The organism is Gilliamella sp. ESL0405 (assembly GCF_019469205.1).
GTDB lineage: Bacteria > Pseudomonadota > Gammaproteobacteria > Enterobacterales > Orbaceae > Gilliamella.
On sequence record NZ_CP048265.1, the window covers coordinates 2,591,807 to 2,609,523 of the forward strand.

Sequence of the window (17,717 nt, forward strand, 5' to 3'; positions counted from 1 at the left end):
GAGAAAATTATGTCAATTAAACAGCTAGCACTAGTCACCACCTTGGTGAGTGCATTTTTTTTAACAGGTTGTGATAACAAACAATCAACAACCGAAAACAAACCAGCTGAACCAACCAAAGTAAGCTCACTTAAAGTTGGGGTGATTTCAGGGCCAGAACAGGAGGTGGCAGAAGTAGTTAAGAAGCAGGCTAAAGATCTTTATAATATTGATGTTGAGTTAGTTATTTTTAATGACTACGTTACACCAAATCAAGCTTTAAATGACGGTTTAATTGATGTTAATGCTTTCCAACATAAACCATATCTAGATGAGCAAATTAAAGAACGTGGATATAAACTTGCTGTTGTTGGTAACTCTTTTGTATATCCAATTGCAAGTTATACTCATAAACTTAAACCAATTGACGCTTCTGCCGAAACTGGCGAAGGGGTAAAAGTTAAATCACCTCGTGGTGAAACCTTTTTTATTCCAGCTAAGTCAACCATTGCTATTCCGAATGATCCAACAAACTTAGGTCGTGCATTACTATTATTGCAACACGAAGGGTTAATAACCGTTGATAAAGCAAAAGGGTTATTACCAACTGTACTTGATATTACCAGCAATCCTTATGACTATAAGATTGTTGAACTTGAAGCACCAATGCTACCTCGCTCTTTAGACGATGCTCAGGTAGATTTGGCAATCATTAATAATGCTTTTGCCGGACAAGCAAATTTAACGCCAAGCAAAGATGGTGTTTTTGTAGAAGATAAAGAGTCTCCATATGTGAACATTATCGTATCGCGTGAAGCTGATAAAGATAATGAAAACGTTAAAAACTTTGTTAAAGCTTATCAAACTGATGCCGTTGCTAAAAAAGCTGATGAAATCTTTAATGGCGGGGCAATTCGTGGTTGGTAATAATCCACTCACAAACAGCTATTGATCACTATTCCGCCGACTTTATGTCGGCGGTAAACATCTGAATTAAATTTATCTATCGAGTGATATAATAATTACCTTCAAATGGCTCAATACATCATAAAAGATAATGAATCGGCAAATTAACCCTATTGGCATAATACGTTCACCTTACAGCGAAAAATTTGCTGTACCAAGGCAACCTAATCTCGTTTCCGCAGGTCAAGGGGAGCTGCATTTATTAGCACCTTATAACGATCCTAATAGTGTGAAAGGTTTAGAGCAGTTTTCACATTTGTGGCTGTTATTTCTGTTCCACCACATCGAACCTGAAAAATGGCGCTTAACGGTGCGCCCTCCACGCTTAGGCGGTAATAAAACTTTAGGCGTATTTGCCACTCGTTCGCCATTTAGACCTAATCATATTGGTCTTTCTGCGGTAGAATTAAAAGATATTACCGTTGTTCAAAAACAAGTCATTTTAAAACTGGGCAGCCTTGATTTAGTCGACGGCACACCAATTATCGATATCAAACCTTATATCCCTTATTGTGATAGTTATCCACAAGCCAAAGCTAGCTATGCCCAGACAGTGCCCGAAACCGTATTAACCGTCACATTTTCACCGTTTGTACAGCAATTTTTAGAGCGACAAAAACAAGATTATCCTCAGTTGGCAACGTTAATCTCTCAAGTAATATCACAAGACCCAAGACCTGCTTATAAGCGCAAAGATAAAACGGAACAAGAGTTTGGCTTGACTTTATATCATTTTAATATCAAAGGAAGAATTATTAATCAACACGCGATAGTTGACCAAATAACGATAATAGATTGAAGCGTTGTATAAAAAGCTAACTAATTAAATGGCTGACTTTTGTAAAGAGGATTTACAAAATTGTTATCGATTGTATATAAAATTAATTGAAAATTTAAGTCATTCTGGTAAATTACATATGGGTTTAATTCCCTATATTTCACTTTACCACTAAAATTCTTCACGATCTTAGTGGTATTTTTATATGTAGATTAGTGATAATTCAAATTCTGTTTTCTTCTCATCTCAGCAATATCAATTGCATCAATCAGATAATGTTTGCCACAATAATCACAATGAATATCGATTTTACCGCCCTCTTCTTTTAAAATTTCATCAACTTCATTAGCGGGTAGCGTCATTAAACTATCTTCACAACGCTCGCGCGAACAGCTACATTTGAAAATAATAGGATGCGCTTCAAACAGTCGAACTTCTTCTTGATTATAAAGGCGATATAAAATCTCGTCAGTTGAAAGTCGGAATAGTTCGTCACGTGTGATCGTTTCCGTTAACGCACAAAGGTGCTCGAAAGATTCGTCAGTACCTTCGTTTGCCGGAAGTACCTGTAATAAAATGCCGGCCGCCATTGGCTTATTATTACATACCCCAGTTTTGACAAACAATCGGGTAGGTAACTGTTCGGATTGCATAAAATAATTTTCAATACAACCAATTAAGGTATCTTTTTCAAGCCCAACAATACCTTGATAACGCTCGCCATTTTTAGGCGTAATAGTGATGACAATATAACCATTACCAACCATATCTTTAAGCGTTGCATTATCAGCAACATCACCGTTAACCCGTGCTACACCACGTAATTGCTGTTGATGATTACCATTTACAACCGCTAGTGATAATGGACCATCACCTTGCAACTGCACAGCGATATCCCCTTCAAATTTTAAAGTCGCAGTTAATAAACTGGTTGCAACCAATAACTCACCCAGTAAATTTTGTACTGCTACAGGATAAGTATGATTTTCTAAAATAGCTTCATATGTCTGTTCAAGACGGGTAATTTCACCCCGAATGGGGTGATTATCAAATAAAAATCGATTTAGAGTATCCATATTAATAGTTGTCGCCTTGTTGTCTTTCATTTTTGAATCGAATCAAATTACGCCGCTCTTTTTTATCCGGTCTTCTATCCGGATGCGGCATTGTCAATGCATTAAGCTTACGTGCTTGCGCCACCATTTCACGTTTTGCGATACTTTCTTGCGTTTCTTGATAGAGTAATTGAGCCTCTGCCGCTGGCCTGCGCTGCTCACTAATAGCTAAGATTTGAATTGTTTTTTGGTCAGAACCTTGACGAAGTGTCAACATTGCACCAATTTCGACTATTTTACTAGGCTTAGTCCGTTGACCATTATAATGGACTTTACCACCGTCGACCATTTCACGTGCAAGTGAACGTGTTTTATAAAATCTGGCAGCCCAAAGCCACTTATCTAATCTTACACTGTCCATGACTTCCTCATTTCACTTTTCTAATCAAGCTCATTTTATCGCAGTTAAAAAATAAAGCTTAGAACATCTTAGCGAATTATATAAGGTTGTTTTTAGAAATATCAATGCTGAGGCTCGATGTTATAACGATTGCCATTTGCGAAAAATGTACCGGATAGGCTATAAGGAGCAATCTCGCCATGTAAATCAAGAGTATAATGTGAAGCATTAGGAAGCTGTTTCACTAACTTCCACTTTTCAAGAAAGATACTACTTACCCCATAGGCCTTAAGATGTAATGATTCTAATTTATCTAGCGAAGGATTGACAATTGCATTCGATTCAAGCATGCCACCATTAACTAATGCAGTAAACGCCAATAAGGCTTGATGCTGTTCATTAAATTTAACGGAAAAATCAGGATAAATCATTCCAATTTTATTAACTGTTCCATTATTGGCTTTAACAAATAATTGGCCATTAAACAGCCCTAACTTTCTATTTTCAACCAAACGCAATTTGCTACCGGAGGCTTGAAAATCGACAAAATTAAATGGATAGTCAGGATTGGTATTAATTATTCCACCTTTCAAAATCGATAATCGATCAATATCAATCTGTTTTAACGATTCAGGCAGTACAATCTGTTCAATTTTCTTAGGTAGCTTAAAATCAATTTCGGTCACTAATAATTTATCTATATGCAAATTATTATCTTTCCAATCTCCATTTAAACTTAATCGCCCTTGATTCCAAATACCGATAGCTTTTTCAATGGCTATATCATGCTCATTTTTAAGCATTAATTGCAGCAAAACAGAAGAAAACGGTTTCTCATTCCATACGATATTATCGGCATTAAAAACTAACGCACTTTGATTAAAGTGCCACTGCTTGTCATAAATAATATTGGTTGTTTCAATATTGCCTTTTTCAATTGTATAGTCAGGCAATTGGATACTACTATTCAGCATGGAAAGTTGACGAAAAGTCGTTTTGGGTAATTTATCCAGATATTGCGCAAAATATTGATTATCTTTAGATTGAACGTGAATGTTATTAAGTTTCAATTGCTCAACATCCAAACTCTTATCCGCTAGTATTTTTAATTTACTGACAAAAAATCCGTCATTAATGTTACCACCTAAATTTGTAATATAAATGGTACCTTCACGTTGAAAACCTTGAAGCAACACTTTATCGACCAGAAAATGATTAAACGAAACTTGCTGTGATGATAATTCAAATTGATACGACTGTTGATCAGATACATTAAATGGTTTAATGCCACCATTTATTTGCCGAAAAGTTAACGAATCTTTTCCGTCATTAAGTGAAACGTTGACGGTCGAATCAACCAATTTAAGGACATTAGCTGAAATAGAAGCTTGTTCAATTTTGCTACCGTCTAACTCACCATTGACCACAACAATATAATTGAAATGCTTTAGCTGCCACAAATCGTTTTTATCAAATCCAATTATCAATTTAGCAATTTTAGTAACATGTTGATTTTCATCTTTGATCGTCAGATCTTCAACAGATATTTCATAAAAGTTAGCTAAAGAATGATTAACTTTACCGATTGAAATAGAATATGAGCTTAATTTTGATAATTGTTGGCTAATAAATTTAGCGCCGTAATTAGTCTGTACAGCAAAGTAAGCCAGCAAAATTAAAATCCAGACAATTGTTAAAAAAGTAATCAGTAATAATCGAATCGTTCGCATAACAAAAACTAAATAGTAACAATAAATAATTAGATATTACATTACGATAACCGATTTTAACTAAAATAGCACTCGATTTTGATATAAATGATCTGTTGTTAAACCGATTTTCCAGTTAATATATAACAAGCCAAAATTATGACGTTAGAATAACAAATTGAATTAATTACGCCCTCTCTTTTGATTAAGATGAAGGATTGTTATTCTTTTTTTATTTACGATAGATAAATAGGAAAAAACAGAGATGAAACAAATCCCAATGACGGTAAAGGGAGCCGAATTGTTACGTGCCGAACTTGAAGAACTGAAGAATGTCAAAAGACCTCAAATTACAGCAGCTATAGCTGAAGCAAGAGCGCACGGAGATTTGAAAGAAAACGCCGAATACCATGCCGCAAGAGAACAACAAGGATTTTGTGAAGGTCGCATTCAGGAAATTGAAAGTAAATTATCGCAAGCACAAATCATTGATATTACCAAAGTAAAAAATACCGGAAGAATTATTTTTGGTGCCACTGTCACCGTTGTAAATGTAGATACTGACGAAGAAACAACCTACCGTATTGTTGGTGATGATGAAGCCGATTACAAACAAAATTTAATTTCAGTTAACTCACCAATTGCCCGTGGTTTAATTGGTAAAGAAGACGGTGATACTGTTCAAATTAAAACGCCTGGTGGTGATGTTGAGTTTGATATCATTAAAGTTGACTATATTTAATGTCAATTTGCATCAATAATCACTCTCGATAAAAAAACAGGGCAATATGCCCTGTTTTTCATTGATTATTTTGGTAAAGAGATTTTTTTCTCTTCACTCGGTCTAAACACCGTAAAAATAGAGCCAACCTGCTGAACAGGTATCGCTTTAGTTTCACGAATAATCGCATCACAAATAAGTTTTTTTGTTTCGCGATCTTCAGCAGACACTTTAATTTTAATTAGCTCATGAAAGTTCAAGGCATTTTCAATTTCAGCTAAAACGCCTTCAGTAAACCCATTAGCACCAATCATCACGATTGGTTTTAAGTGATGAGCTTCACCCTTTAGGTACTGTTTTTGTTTATTCGATAAATTCATTAATTTTTTATCACATTAAGTTGTAATTTTGCTATTCTACCCTTATATATATGACTAATCAATGAAGTGAACTCTTTACGTTAAGGATTTATTCGCTGTGAGTAACAAAAAACGCTCAGCTAGCTCGACGCGTTGGCTTAATGAACATTTTAAAGATCGCTTTGTGCAACAAGCACAAAAAAAAGGTCTACGATCGCGAGCTTGGTTCAAATTAGAAGAAATTCAAAAAAGTGACAAACTATTTAAACCCGGTATTACCGTTGTCGATTTAGGCGCGGCGCCTGGGGGTTGGTCACAATATGTCGCATCACTTATCGGCAATAAAGGCCGGATCATCGCTTGTGATTTGCTCCCAATGGATCCTATTGTTGGGGTAGATTTCCTGCAAGGTGACTTTCGAGATGAAGCTGTGCTCAATGCACTCCTCGAGCGTGTTGGAGAAGACAAAGTGCAAGTGGTTATGTCCGACATGGCGCCTAATATGAGTGGACAACCGGCGGTTGACATTCCTAGAGCCATGTACTTAGTTGAACTGGCATTAGATATGTGCCGAGATGTTCTGGCACCGAATGGCAATTTTATTGTGAAAGTCTTTCAAGGCGAAGGATTTGAAGAGTATCTTAAAGCAGTAAGATCACTTTTTAAAACGGTCAAAATACGCAAACCGGAAGCTTCACGTGCAAGGTCAAGAGAAGTTTATATTGTTGCTATGGGGATGAAGTAGCCAGTTGTATAATTTTGTAGTACCATACTTGGTTAATTTTAGTCGTAACTGTTAATTTTTATGAGGGGTTTTTCTTTTGAACGACATGGTAAAGAATCTACTGATATGGGGAATAATTGCGGTAGTATTGATTGCGGTATTTAATCAATTCAGCTCAGTATCTAGCGGCCCTCAAATCGATTATTATAAATTTAACTCAGATATCGCCGATGGCAAGCTCAAAGAAGTGCATATTAACGGACGAGAAATAGTTGCTACCAGAACCGATAATAGCAATTACGTAACTTATATCCCTTATTTTGATGAAAAACTCATTGATGATTTATTAAGTCATAAAGTACCTGTCTATGGTACTGCTGATGAAAAACCGAGCTTATTAGGTGCGATTTTAGTTTCTTGGTTCCCTATCATTTTACTCATTGGCTTTTGGATCTTTATTATGCGCCAAATGCAAGGTGGTGGTAAAGGCGGGCCAATGTCGGTCGGTAAAAGTAAAGCTCGAATGCTAACCCCTGATCAAGTTAAAACAAAATTTACCGATGTCGCCGGTAGCGAAGAGGCGAAACAAGAAGTTACCGAGGTGGTTGATTTCTTACGCGATCCGGGTAAATACCAAAAATTGGGTGGACGTATTCCAAAAGGGATTTTAATGGTTGGACCACCGGGTACAGGTAAAACCCTACTGGCAAAAGCGATTGCTGGTGAAGCTAACGTTCCATTTTTCAGTATTTCCGGCTCTGACTTTGTTGAAATGTTTGTCGGTGTGGGTGCCTCACGTGTACGTGATCTATTTGAACAAGCTCGAAAACATTCACCGTGTATCATCTTTATTGACGAAATTGATGCCGTTGGTCGTAAACGAGGCGCCGGTTCAATGGGCGGGCATGATGAACGTGAACAAACCTTGAACCAAATGCTAGTTGAAATGGATGGTTTTGAAGCGAATAGCGGAATAATCATTATTGCAGCCACTAACCGGGTTGATATTTTAGATCCGGCATTACTGCGCCCCGGCCGTTTTGACCGCCAAGTACAAATTGGCCTACCAGATATGAAAGGTCGTGAGCAGATTCTTGCTGTTCATGTCCGTAAAGTACCTTTGGGCTCTGATGTTAATTTGTCAGTCTTAGCACGTGGCACACCGGGTTATTCTGGTGCTGAATTAGCAAACTTAGTCAATGAAGCGGCGTTATTTGCGGCTCGTCGTAACAAACGATTAGTGACAATGGATGAGTTTGAAGAAGCCAAAGATAAAATCAACATGGGCACTGAACGACGCTCATTGACGATGACCCAAGAACAATTGATATCAACTGCTTATCATGAAGCCGGTCATGCTATTGTTGGTTATTTAATGCCTGATCATGATCCAATTCATAAAGTCACAATCATTCCTCGCGGACGTGCTTTAGGCGTCACCTTCTTCTTACCTGAAGGCGACAGAGTGAGTGAAAGCCGTGAAAAACTAGAAGGCGATATTGCGACCCTTTATGGTGGAAGACTGGCGGAAGAACTGATCTATGGTGCTGAAAAAGTATCAACCGGCGCCTCGAATGATATTAAGGTTGCCACGCAATACGCCAGAGCTATGGTTACCCAATGGGGCTTTTCTGAACGTCTAGGACCACTATTTTATGAAATGGATGATAATTCAGCTTATGGCCGTCCTAAAGATATCTCAGATGAAACTGCTCGCATTATCGATGAAGAAGTTAAAGCGATTATTGACCGCAATTTTGAACGAGCACGTAAAATTTTGACGGAAAATATGGATGTGCTTCATGCAATGAAAGATGCGCTAATGAAATATGAAACCATTGGTGCAAATCAAGTAGCGGACTTAATTGCACGTCGACCTATCAATGCACCGGACGACTGGACAGAGAGTGACGAAAAAGCAGCACAAGAGATTCCAAATGAGGGAACGGATATTCCGCCTCAATCAGACGATTAAAATGATATAAATAAATAACGCGCTTCGGCGCGTTTTTTATCGACAAAATGAAGATATAATCTCATCATAATCATAATTAGACTCAGTGGTAAATATAACCTTTACGGCTAAGTTAAAATTTAACCGTAATTAAATAGCTAATGCATTAATTTAAAAACTGTTTATCAAATAGGACTACCCTTATGGAAATTCATTTTCAAAATCAAGTTATGGATCTCTCTTTTCCACAAGTTATGGGCATTGTGAACATGACACCTGATTCATTTTCCGACGGCGGTAAATACAACAACCTCGATGATGCAATGCGTCGAGTTGATAGTATGATTCAAGCCGGTGCCACATTTATTGATGTAGGTGGAGAATCAACTCGCCCTGGCGCAGCTGAAGTGTCGGTTGAAGAGGAGTTAGAACGGGTAATACCTTTAGTTGAAAAAATTGCCCGTTATTTTGATATATGGATTTCGGTAGATACCTCTAAACCTGAAGTAATGACTGAATCGGCGAAAGCCGGCGCCCACTTGATTAACGATATTCGAGCACTAACTGAGCCCGGCGCAATGACCGCTGCGGCAAAAACCGGACTGCCTGTTTGTATTATGCATATGCAAGGCGATCCTCAAACCATGCAAAATGCACCACACTACAATCAAGATATCTATCAAGAAGTAGACACTTTTTTTGACCAACATATTAATCGCTGCATTAAAGCCGGTATAAATCGTGAAAAAATCATACTCGATCCAGGTTTTGGCTTTGGTAAAACACTATCACACAACTACCGATTACTGGCAACTTTGGAAAAATTTCATCATTTCAATTTACCGCTATTAGTTGGTATGTCCCGTAAATCCATGATTGGACAAGTATTAAATGTTCCGCCGCAAGAACGAATGCTTGGTAGTGTATCTTGCGCTGTCATTGCGGCGATGAAAGGGGCACACATTATACGGGTACATGATGTTAAACAGACATTTGATGCCCTACGGATTGTGCAAGCAACATTAGCTGAACAAGGTTGAAATTAATATCTGAAAAAAGCAGCTTATCTAACCATTGCATATCAACCTACTCTGGATAATTGTAGAAAAAGCTTTTTAAAGCAGGTTAAAGAAGAATATTAGATTAATAATTATATAATTAAGGGCTCAATATTGAGCCCCAGTTATAGTTTTGTTTTTACCTCAATCACACTTTAATTGATAATATTTAATGGCGATTAAGGCATTACACAGGCGGTTTGAGTATATTCCCTTTTGATATGAAAAATGGTACCACTATTCGAAGCTACAGAATAGTAGTGCCCCGATAAAATGCTTGGAGTATTAGTCCAAATGGAAAATACATCCCATTGTTTAGAATAGTCTTTAAGCCCGCCACCCCATTCTGAAATCAATCCCCCGTTTATTTGCCTTAATGCGGTCGAAGATGCATTTGGATGGCCATTTATTCCCCAACCATTAGCATTAGTCAGATCAGATACATTTGGCATTCGATAACCCGATAAAGTGGAACAATAATTTACTGCATTATCATGATTATTTTCTATATATGGGTAGCCATATATATCCGTGTGAGGAATAAACCAGTGTTCTAATTTAAAGCTATAAATAGGCTTAGTTTTTGCTGTGTCAGCATAAATGGTAAATGTTGTTGGAACAAAACGAAGTTTCGATGGTGAAGAATTGGAGGTTGGTCCCTTTAATATTACTGTCGGAATCTTCTTTACCGTCTCTCCAAACGCTAAATCAACATTTGAATTGCTCGGCTCTTTTGAATAACTGAGTTGTTTATAATTTTTAATTCCGGCAACCATTAACTTGAAGTAAAGACCATCCGCCCCCGTTGCCGGGAAGTTTGATTCAGGTTGATTGAGGCTTTGCATGTAAAATACTTTTTTATCATTATCCCACTGCCCAGACACTCCCGATTCATTATCATGGTACATCGTTAGTGGTTGTACAAAGCAAGTATAAATAGTATTAGAATCAACACCTAAGTAATAGTTATCTTCAAGCTTACTATAGGTTGTCGAATTAGGTATACCATATTGTGTTTTAATTTCACTGTCATCTATTTTCAGATTGATAGTATAAGGTGCCAAACAGGTATCGACAGTATCTGTCCGTCTAATCTTCTGCTCTGTCGAGTCTAAAATAGTCATCGCTATTTTACCCGTTGCTGAAACAACCACGTCACCGTCATCATCTCTGGCATAATTATTCGGATCTTGTAGTATTGTGCTAAAATCAATTGATTGAACATTATCAATACTAGGGGTATTAGCTGGCACAACTGTTTGGATATCTTCAAAGGTGTTCACTGTCGCTGGAATATCTATAACCACGGGATTATCACCATCCTTAGGAGGAGCATCATATTTGACTTCTTGGTTACCATCATTAAAACGCAACCATAATAACGCTCCGGTGTTATCACTCTTAGTTTGACCATTATCAAAAGTTAAATAAGGTGCTGTACCATTGATTGCTTGAGCTGTGGTGTTTGATGTTAATGCCTGTGCATTAAATGCATACATCAAAGGTAACATTAATAGGCATGTTAATGTTTTTTTGAAAAAATGCGGCTTATTAGCGTTATTTGAGTTAAAATTTGTCGGTGAATTTAAGCTTAAGTTATTGTTCTGATTAAGGCGACGATTAAGAGAACTTAAGAAAGGCGTCTTCGAGTTTTCATTATGATATTGCATAGCAATCCCTATATTCGTGTAATTTATTGTTTTTATTCCTTTTTATATAACTGCCTGCTATTTTTACAGCTAAACCGTTACAACTTTAATGATATAATGTTTTAAAAAAATTACCGAACTTTTTAGCTGAAAAATTTGTTAAGAAAGGTAAACAAGAAAAGCAAAATCATTGAATATTTCCATATAGTTACTGATTTTTTGGGCCTTTTTAAGCGCTGTTTTTCTGGTTTATTTACACAGTTTCATGGCTTAGCTTATTACTCATTCTGGAGTTGTTACAGTAGGCAAACCGGATGGGATGTGGAGAAGTTTTGATGCTTTCCCTGTTGTTGTCATATATACCAATGCGGACTTCTTCGTCGCACACCGGTGACTTATCGCTAATAGTGAATCTCTGTGACATATCACTTGAGGCCATTGCCTTAGGCAAACTGCCTCAGCCATGACGGGCGATTAGCGTACAGTCATCACTTAAGCAAATAGGAGAATAATGAATTGGGTAAGCGCCACAGCTTTGTCAAAAAGTTTCAGAAAATGTATACGTTTGAGTATAAAAACGATGATTTTTCAGCAAAGCGCCATTTTATATCAATCGGTTAAAGCAGATTAGGCTAGAAAAGTAACAAGTAGATTTGTTTATCATTAAACTAACAAGATTTTTAAAATTAGCTGGCTTTTGATGACTAGGCATATTCCAAATTTACTTTATCAATATTGCCAAATACACAAAAAATCCAACATAATTATTATTCATAAAGGCTCTAAAGCATTTCGCTCTATCACGGTCTTTAATTAACCATTGTTGATAGATAAACAGCAATGAAGCAATCAATAAAATGGTAAAATAGACTGAATTAAAATCGTTTGTTAAACCAAGTATCACCATGCAAGAAACCGCAACTATCTGTAATATACCAATGATTAAGGTATCATAATGACCAAATAAAATAGCGGTTGATTTAATGCCTATTTTCATATCATCGCTTCGATCAACCATGGCATACTCAGTATCATAAGCAATAGTCCAACAAATATTTGCTAAACATAGTAGCCAGCAAGTTAACGGAAACTCAGCAATAGTTGCCGCATAAACCATTGGAATACTCCAGCTAAATGCAATTGCCAGAATAATTTGCGGAAAGTGAGTATAACGTTTCATAAACGGATAGATCATGGCGGTTAACAAGGCAAAGCCGGCAATAAGCCATGACAGCCTATTTAATGTCATCAATAGACCGGCCGCAATTAACAACAATATCAAAAGAGTATATAAGGCGTTTTTGGCTGTCAGGGCACCACGTGCCAATGGACGATCTTGCGTTCGCTCGACATGCGCATCAAAATGGCGATCCGCATAATCATTTATCACACAACCGGCTGATCGCATAACAATGACACCTAGCACAAAAATAACGACAAGCCCAACCGAAGGATGAGGATCAGCAAGCCATATTGCCGACAAAGTCGGCCAAAGTAGCAGTAAAATGCCGATAGGTTTATCTAATCGCATCAGTTGTATATAAGCTAACATAACGTATATCTGTCCTCAATTATTATGGGCGGATTATACCTGATCTTGTTAAAGCTGCAATGCGGATAAATACCGTTTCTATTTGGCGCTGCTGGATGTGTAAGCAATCAAATCAATTTACCTAATACGTGTCACATCCAAAACGGTTAATCTCACTAAAGCGATTAATTGTGGTAATAAAGCGTTACAACAAAAGTAAATACTGCTCTGCCACCACGGCTAACGCCCGATAAAATTGGCTAACTTGATTATGTTTTAATTGATCCAGATAAGCTGATGACCAAGTCATTAAATGTTCATCTATCAGTTGATTCGCCGCTTGCGTTTTTTGTTTTTCCAGCAATATCGCATAAGCGATTAACATTAAACCAAACTGATCTTCCGGCTCATTCATACCGGTATTAAGCGTTAAACCATGCTGCTGTAAAAATTGACGATAGCGCTCTTGCGATTCCCCCATTAATAGTTTTTCTTGATCCAAATAGACTGACCCCCATGGCGGGGCGGGCATTTTGCCTTGCCCTTCAAACAATAACGAGAATTGATAATCCAGATCGACATGGCTGATTTGGGTTGCCAATATCTGGCATTGCTGGCTAATAAGTTCAGGATTTTGCCAATCCGCCAGTTGGTCAATATGCAATAGAGCCTCAAGCAGCGGCTCAACGGTTTGGCTATTAGGTGGATAATAAAAAAAAGCACCCAGTACTTTTGCCAGGGTCGCACAAGTGAGATTATCGAATCTTTTCTCTTTATTCATTGACGTTACTTGTTGTCGATCAGTTATATTGTTAATTATAGCGGTATCATCCATAAATTATAAAAGGCAATACGGCCACAAACTTCAGCAATAAACACACAAGCAAAAGCAGTAAGATAAATTATTGCATTATGTTTGGCTCGGTAAATGTTAAAAGCAACCAATAGTAGTGCCACTATGATTAACATGCACTCGGCAATCATCCAACTTGCTTGCGCACAAGCCAGCTCCGGGCTTATGGTCGTCATTAAATTATAATAGGGAATTTTTAATAATATAATCAATAGACTACCAATAAGAAAAGCTGCATTGCCTAAACGATATAACCCAAGCATTGCGCTAGCAATTCCACCCAACGCCAGCATCGCTGTATACATTTGAATTGCAGTGTAGTTGGTATCCCATGTTTTCACTGTTGGTAGCATGTAAGTTAGAACAATCGTCCACACAAAAACTAAACTCAGTAGGATTAAGATGATGGCTATCAGCTGGTTGATATAGGGAAGGCGATTAATCTTTAAACAAAGCGGTTTAATCAATTTCAGTTTTTGGCTATCCGGATTGAGAGAAAAGTAGTGGATTAATACTGAGGCGAATGTAACACCAAATACCACACCAAAAGTGAAAATCTCATTACTCATCGGCGAACGTCCAATCCCATAGATCACATTTAACGCCCGCAAAGGATGCCCTAAATGGAATGAGGCAAGCAGCATACCAATAGCCATAAAAACCAGTGCTAACAGATTAATTTTTTGACGAATAATGGGATTAGCTTGTGAACAATTCATTAAGCAAGATAAGCTGCTTAACAGCACCATTCCGGCAGATAATTGCCCAAATACCGTAAAAAAAACCAATGGTAATTCATGCATATTATACCTCCTCCGGATTGAGCACTTTTCCTTGTGTATCGCCTGAGCTTTTAGCCAAAGCATGTGGTTTGATAACAATATTCGGTTTAGTCAACTCTGCATTAGGCAAAGGGGCAATATTACGTTCATCACCATGACGCTCACGTAATTTCCCTATCTCGTCAAAGTCTAAAGCACGCTGTGGGCAAGATTCGACGCACACAGGCTTTAAGCCTTCGGCTACACGCTCATAACAACCATCGCATTTTGACATAACCCGCTTTTGATGATCAAACTGTGGCGCACCATATGGACAGCGCATTTCGCAATAGCGGCAACCAATACACACATCTTGATTAACAACCACTAAGCCGTCTTGTTGGCGTTTATGCATCGCACCAGTTGGACAACCTTGCACGCAAGTTGGTTGCTCACAATGATTACATGAGATTGACAAATAATAAGTAAAAGTATCATTTTGCCAAATCCCGTCCACTTGTTGCCACGATCCACCACCATACTCATAAACTCGGCGAAAATGCACGCCCAGCGCATTATCTTTTTCGTCTTTACAGCTCAACTGACAGGTTTTACACCCGGTACATTTGGAAGAATCAATAAAGAATCCATATTGCATTTTAATCATCTCCCTTTTTAATTATGATGCCGCTGGCATAGTTGATAATGGTTTGATTTCAACCAAATTAGTATGCTGCGAATTTGACTTCGCTAACACTGACGGGCGCAATGAGGTTAAACGATTAATACAACCACCAATATCCACACCAGCAGCATTAGTTTTTGCCCATAGCCCTTGAGGTATAGCGATCACGCCCGGTAATATACGAGGCGTGACTTTAGCCGGAATATAAAGCCGACCACGATCATTAAATACTTCAACTAATTGCCCATGCTTTATTTGTCTTTGTTCAGCATCAATTGGGTTAATCCAAACGCTACTGGCAACAGCTTCTCGTAGTTGGGGAAGATTACTATAAGAGGAGTGACAATGCCCTTTAATATGAAATCCAATCATTTGCAGCGGATATTTATCGCGTTTTTGTTGATCCTCACTCCCTTCAATAGCTGGCAAATAAGCAGGAATTGGGTAGAGTTTATCGTCCGGCTCAATCTCCCATTCACCCGCTATTTTTGCCAGCGCTTCTGAATAAATTTCAATTTTGCCGGACGGGGTATTTAATGGCTGATTAATCGGATCATCCCGGAATGCTTTTAAGGCAATTTGCGCATCACTATCCGCTAACTTACGATCGACAATACCTTTACCGTCAGTGTCAGCAAAAGGCGGTAAATCAGGATTTTGCTTGCGCATTCTTTCATAGCTATACGCTATCCATTCATCTTGCGTCCGCCCTTCAGTAAATTTATCTTTCACGCCCATTTTTTCTGATAACTCAGTTAACACATCATAAGACGATCGATTTTCCCAAAGCGGCTTAATAGCCCGTTGCATACGAATAACATAATGGTAAGCGCCGGATGCATAAGAATTATTAATTAAATCGTTACTTTCCACTGATGACACATCCGGTAATAACAGATCAGCATAGCGTGCTGATGCGGTCATATGAGTATCCCACACTAAGATAAATTCGCATTGAGATTCATCTTGTAAAATTTGGTGTGTTCGATTGAGATCAGCATGCTGATTACCAATTACATTACTGGCGTAACTCCAGATAAACTTGATACCGACATCCAATTTATCTTTACCGAGTATATAAGCATTCTTCGCGGTCATGCTCTGCGGTGATTCGATCGCTTTAGTCCATAAAAAAAATGGAATACTGGTTTTAATCGGATTTAATAAATTCAGACCCGGAACCGGATAAGTCACGCTTCCGCCCCAAGTACCAATATTGGTGCCCGGTTTACCAAATTGACCAGTGATAATAGGCAATATCATAATTGCTCTTGTAGTATGCTCACCATTTTGCCAACGTTGTGCTCCCCAGCCTTGCGAAATCCATGCTGCTTTAGCGTTGACAATATCTAAGGCAAGTTTACGAATTTGTTTAGCGGGAATACCGGTTTTTTTTGCAGCCCACTCCGGCGTTTTCGGTGTTCTATCATCACCTAAACCTAAAATATAAGATTTATAATCACTAAAAGGGGGTGCGCTATCCGGCAATGAATCAGCATTCCAACCCACACAATATTGATTAAGCATTGCCTCATCAATTTTATCTTCTTCCAGTAAAGCATAGCCAATTGCGGCAACTAACGCCGCATCGGTACCGGGAATAATCGGGATCCACTCGGCATTATAGCCAACTACACTTTCGCTACGCCGAGGATCGATAATAATCACTCTGGCTTTACTTTGCGCTAAAGCATGAAACAGTTCCGTTACTTGCCCACCGCCTGACATTCGCGTTTCTGCAACATTATGTCCAAACATAACAACCAAATCTGAATGTTTAATTTGATCGATAAGTGACTCTTTAGCATTGCCATAAATATAAGGCTGAATAGCAGTTATCTGTCCACTTGAGTAATCGCCATGATAATTTAGATAACCACCGATAGTACTTAAAAACCGTCTACAAGCACTGCGCCCGGCGATATTTGCGCCGGTGGTACCTGTTCCATATTGACAATAGATAGCTTCATTGCCATAACGATTAATGGTGTATTTAAGTTTATCCGCCAATAAATTTATTGCTTCATCCCAGCTAATACGTTTAAATTTACCTTCACCACGCTTACCTATTCGCACCATAGGGTATTTTAAACGCTCCGGATCGTAAGTTCGCCAGCGTACCGCTCGCCCTCGCAAACATGGGCGAATTTGATGTTGACCGAAGATAGGATCATTAATACCGTCTTCGGATGAGATTTTAGTAATAATATCGTTTTTAACATGGACTTTTAGTGGGCAGCGGCTACCACAATTGACTAAACAGGCGCTGTAAAAAATTTTTTCTTTATTGGTGGGATTAGGCGTGTTACTGTTATCATCCAACTTTGGTTCGGCATAAGCGAAAGGCGATTGAATCGTATTAGTTAGTGCAGCTACGCTACCAATAGCGATTGATTTTTGTAAAAAATCACGACGTGTTATCTTATGTTCTGACTTGCTCATTTGGTTCCCTTATTTCTTATTGGGATAGGGTTATGATAATACTATCGTTACAATAATTAAACTTAAAAAACCATAAAAATTGCCATTAACTTA

The 17,717-nt window shown here is 38.1% G+C and carries 16 protein-coding genes; 6 read left to right on the top strand and 10 right to left on the bottom strand.

Annotated features, from left to right (window positions below):
* The first annotated feature begins 9 nt into the window (after nt 1–9).
* Both metQ and tsaA read left to right on the top strand, forming a co-directional pair.
* Nucleotides 10–906 carry a methionine ABC transporter substrate-binding lipoprotein MetQ gene (gene metQ / locus GYM74_RS11260; RefSeq protein ID WP_220218298.1) on the top strand — a complete coding sequence of 299 codons (897 nt, stop codon included), beginning with the start codon at nt 10–12 and terminating at the stop codon, nt 904–906.
* 127 nt (nt 907–1,033) lie between these two features.
* Nucleotides 1,034–1,744, top strand: a complete 711-nt coding sequence (gene tsaA / locus GYM74_RS11265; protein WP_370634072.1) for a tRNA (N6-threonylcarbamoyladenosine(37)-N6)-methyltransferase TrmO — start codon at nt 1,034–1,036, stop codon at nt 1,742–1,744.
* Nucleotides 1,745–1,935: 191 nt separating this feature from the next.
* Here tsaA and hslO read toward each other — a convergent pair whose 3' ends face one another.
* The 3 genes from hslO to GYM74_RS11280 form a co-directional block, all read right to left on the bottom strand.
* The gene (gene hslO / locus GYM74_RS11270; RefSeq protein ID WP_220218300.1) at nt 1,936–2,799 is read right to left on the bottom strand and encodes an Hsp33 family molecular chaperone HslO; all 864 of its coding nucleotides are present in this window, start codon (nt 2,797–2,799) and stop codon (nt 1,936–1,938) included.
* A 1-nt stretch (nt 2,800) separates the two neighbouring features.
* The gene (hslR, locus tag GYM74_RS11275; protein ID WP_220218301.1) at nt 2,801–3,199 is read right to left on the bottom strand and encodes a ribosome-associated heat shock protein Hsp15; all 399 of its coding nucleotides are present in this window, start codon (nt 3,197–3,199) and stop codon (nt 2,801–2,803) included.
* A 101-nt stretch (nt 3,200–3,300) separates the two neighbouring features.
* Complete coding sequence (locus tag GYM74_RS11280; protein ID WP_220218302.1) at nt 3,301–4,908, bottom strand: hypothetical protein; 1,608 nt, start codon at nt 4,906–4,908, stop codon at nt 3,301–3,303.
* Between the two features lie 244 nt (nt 4,909–5,152).
* Between GYM74_RS11280 and greA the strand changes: the two genes are divergently transcribed.
* The gene (greA, locus tag GYM74_RS11285) at nt 5,153–5,629 is read left to right on the top strand and encodes a transcription elongation factor GreA (RefSeq protein ID WP_220218303.1); all 477 of its coding nucleotides are present in this window, start codon (nt 5,153–5,155) and stop codon (nt 5,627–5,629) included.
* 65 nt (nt 5,630–5,694) lie between these two features.
* On the opposite strand, the gene yhbY is transcribed toward greA, so the two are convergent.
* The gene (yhbY, locus tag GYM74_RS11290) at nt 5,695–5,988 is read right to left on the bottom strand and encodes a ribosome assembly RNA-binding protein YhbY (protein ID WP_220218304.1); all 294 of its coding nucleotides are present in this window, start codon (nt 5,986–5,988) and stop codon (nt 5,695–5,697) included.
* 97 nt (nt 5,989–6,085) lie between these two features.
* Here yhbY and rlmE point away from each other — a divergent pair, with 97 nt between their 5' ends.
* The 3 genes from rlmE (at nt 6,086) to folP (ending at nt 9,685) form a co-directional block, all read left to right on the top strand.
* Nucleotides 6,086–6,712 carry a 23S rRNA (uridine(2552)-2'-O)-methyltransferase RlmE gene (gene rlmE, locus GYM74_RS11295; RefSeq protein ID WP_220218305.1) on the top strand — a complete coding sequence of 209 codons (627 nt, stop codon included), beginning with the start codon at nt 6,086–6,088 and terminating at the stop codon, nt 6,710–6,712.
* 76 nt (nt 6,713–6,788) lie between these two features.
* Nucleotides 6,789–8,666 (top strand): ATP-dependent zinc metalloprotease FtsH, encoded by a 1,878-nt coding sequence (gene ftsH / locus GYM74_RS11300; protein ID WP_370634010.1) that lies wholly within the window; start codon nt 6,789–6,791, stop codon nt 8,664–8,666.
* 182 nt (nt 8,667–8,848) lie between these two features.
* Nucleotides 8,849–9,685: a dihydropteroate synthase gene (folP, locus tag GYM74_RS11305; RefSeq protein WP_220218307.1), complete on the top strand. Its 837-nt coding sequence runs from the start codon at nt 8,849–8,851 to the stop codon at nt 9,683–9,685.
* A gap of 197 nt (nt 9,686–9,882) precedes the next feature.
* Here the strand turns inward: folP and GYM74_RS11310 are convergent, their stop codons facing one another.
* From GYM74_RS11310 to GYM74_RS11335, 6 genes are all read right to left on the bottom strand, one after another.
* Nucleotides 9,883–11,373, bottom strand: a complete 1,491-nt coding sequence (locus tag GYM74_RS11310) for a hypothetical protein (RefSeq protein ID WP_220218308.1) — start codon at nt 11,371–11,373, stop codon at nt 9,883–9,885.
* A gap of 700 nt (nt 11,374–12,073) precedes the next feature.
* A complete protein-coding gene (gene ubiA, locus GYM74_RS11315) occupies nt 12,074–12,904 on the bottom strand; it encodes a 4-hydroxybenzoate octaprenyltransferase (RefSeq protein WP_220218309.1) in 831 nt (276 codons plus the stop codon).
* A 184-nt stretch (nt 12,905–13,088) separates the two neighbouring features.
* The gene (locus GYM74_RS11320) at nt 13,089–13,664 is read right to left on the bottom strand and encodes a molecular chaperone (protein WP_220218310.1); all 576 of its coding nucleotides are present in this window, start codon (nt 13,662–13,664) and stop codon (nt 13,089–13,091) included.
* A gap of 35 nt (nt 13,665–13,699) precedes the next feature.
* Nucleotides 13,700–14,539 (bottom strand): DmsC/YnfH family molybdoenzyme membrane anchor subunit, encoded by an 840-nt coding sequence (locus GYM74_RS11325; protein ID WP_220218311.1) that lies wholly within the window; start codon nt 14,537–14,539, stop codon nt 13,700–13,702.
* A 1-nt stretch (nt 14,540) separates the two neighbouring features.
* A complete protein-coding gene (locus GYM74_RS11330) occupies nt 14,541–15,155 on the bottom strand; it encodes a DMSO/selenate family reductase complex B subunit (RefSeq protein WP_267338058.1) in 615 nt (204 codons plus the stop codon).
* Nucleotides 15,156–15,176: 21 nt separating this feature from the next.
* On the bottom strand, nt 15,177–17,624 hold the full coding sequence (locus tag GYM74_RS11335; protein ID WP_220218313.1) for a DMSO/selenate family reductase complex A subunit: 2,448 nt from the start codon (nt 17,622–17,624) through the stop codon (nt 15,177–15,179).
* Nucleotides 17,625–17,717: the final 93 nt, after the last annotated feature.

Excerpts from the sequence above, each read along its gene's own strand:
- metQ (WP_220218298.1), top strand. The coding sequence starts at position 10 with ATGTCAATTAAACAGCTAGCACTAGTCACCACCTTGGTGAGTGCATTT.
- hslO (WP_220218300.1), bottom strand. The coding sequence starts at position 2,799 with ATGGATACTCTAAATCGATTTTTATTTGATAATCACCCCATTCGGGGT.
- hslR (WP_220218301.1), bottom strand. The coding sequence starts at position 3,199 with ATGGACAGTGTAAGATTAGATAAGTGGCTTTGGGCTGCCAGATTTTAT.
- GYM74_RS11280 (WP_220218302.1), bottom strand. The coding sequence starts at position 4,908 with ATGCGAACGATTCGATTATTACTGATTACTTTTTTAACAATTGTCTGG.
- greA (WP_220218303.1), top strand. The coding sequence starts at position 5,153 with ATGAAACAAATCCCAATGACGGTAAAGGGAGCCGAATTGTTACGTGCC.
- yhbY (WP_220218304.1), bottom strand. The coding sequence starts at position 5,988 with ATGAATTTATCGAATAAACAAAAACAGTACCTAAAGGGTGAAGCTCAT.
- folP (WP_220218307.1), top strand. The coding sequence starts at position 8,849 with ATGGAAATTCATTTTCAAAATCAAGTTATGGATCTCTCTTTTCCACAA.
- GYM74_RS11310 (WP_220218308.1), bottom strand. The coding sequence starts at position 11,373 with ATGCAATATCATAATGAAAACTCGAAGACGCCTTTCTTAAGTTCTCTT.
- ubiA (WP_220218309.1), bottom strand. The coding sequence starts at position 12,904 with ATGTTAGCTTATATACAACTGATGCGATTAGATAAACCTATCGGCATT.
- GYM74_RS11320 (WP_220218310.1), bottom strand. The coding sequence starts at position 13,664 with ATGAATAAAGAGAAAAGATTCGATAATCTCACTTGTGCGACCCTGGCA.
- GYM74_RS11325 (WP_220218311.1), bottom strand. The coding sequence starts at position 14,539 with ATGCATGAATTACCATTGGTTTTTTTTACGGTATTTGGGCAATTATCT.
- GYM74_RS11330 (WP_267338058.1), bottom strand. The coding sequence starts at position 15,155 with ATGCAATATGGATTCTTTATTGATTCTTCCAAATGTACCGGGTGTAAA.
- GYM74_RS11335 (WP_220218313.1), bottom strand. The coding sequence starts at position 17,624 with ATGAGCAAGTCAGAACATAAGATAACACGTCGTGATTTTTTACAAAAA.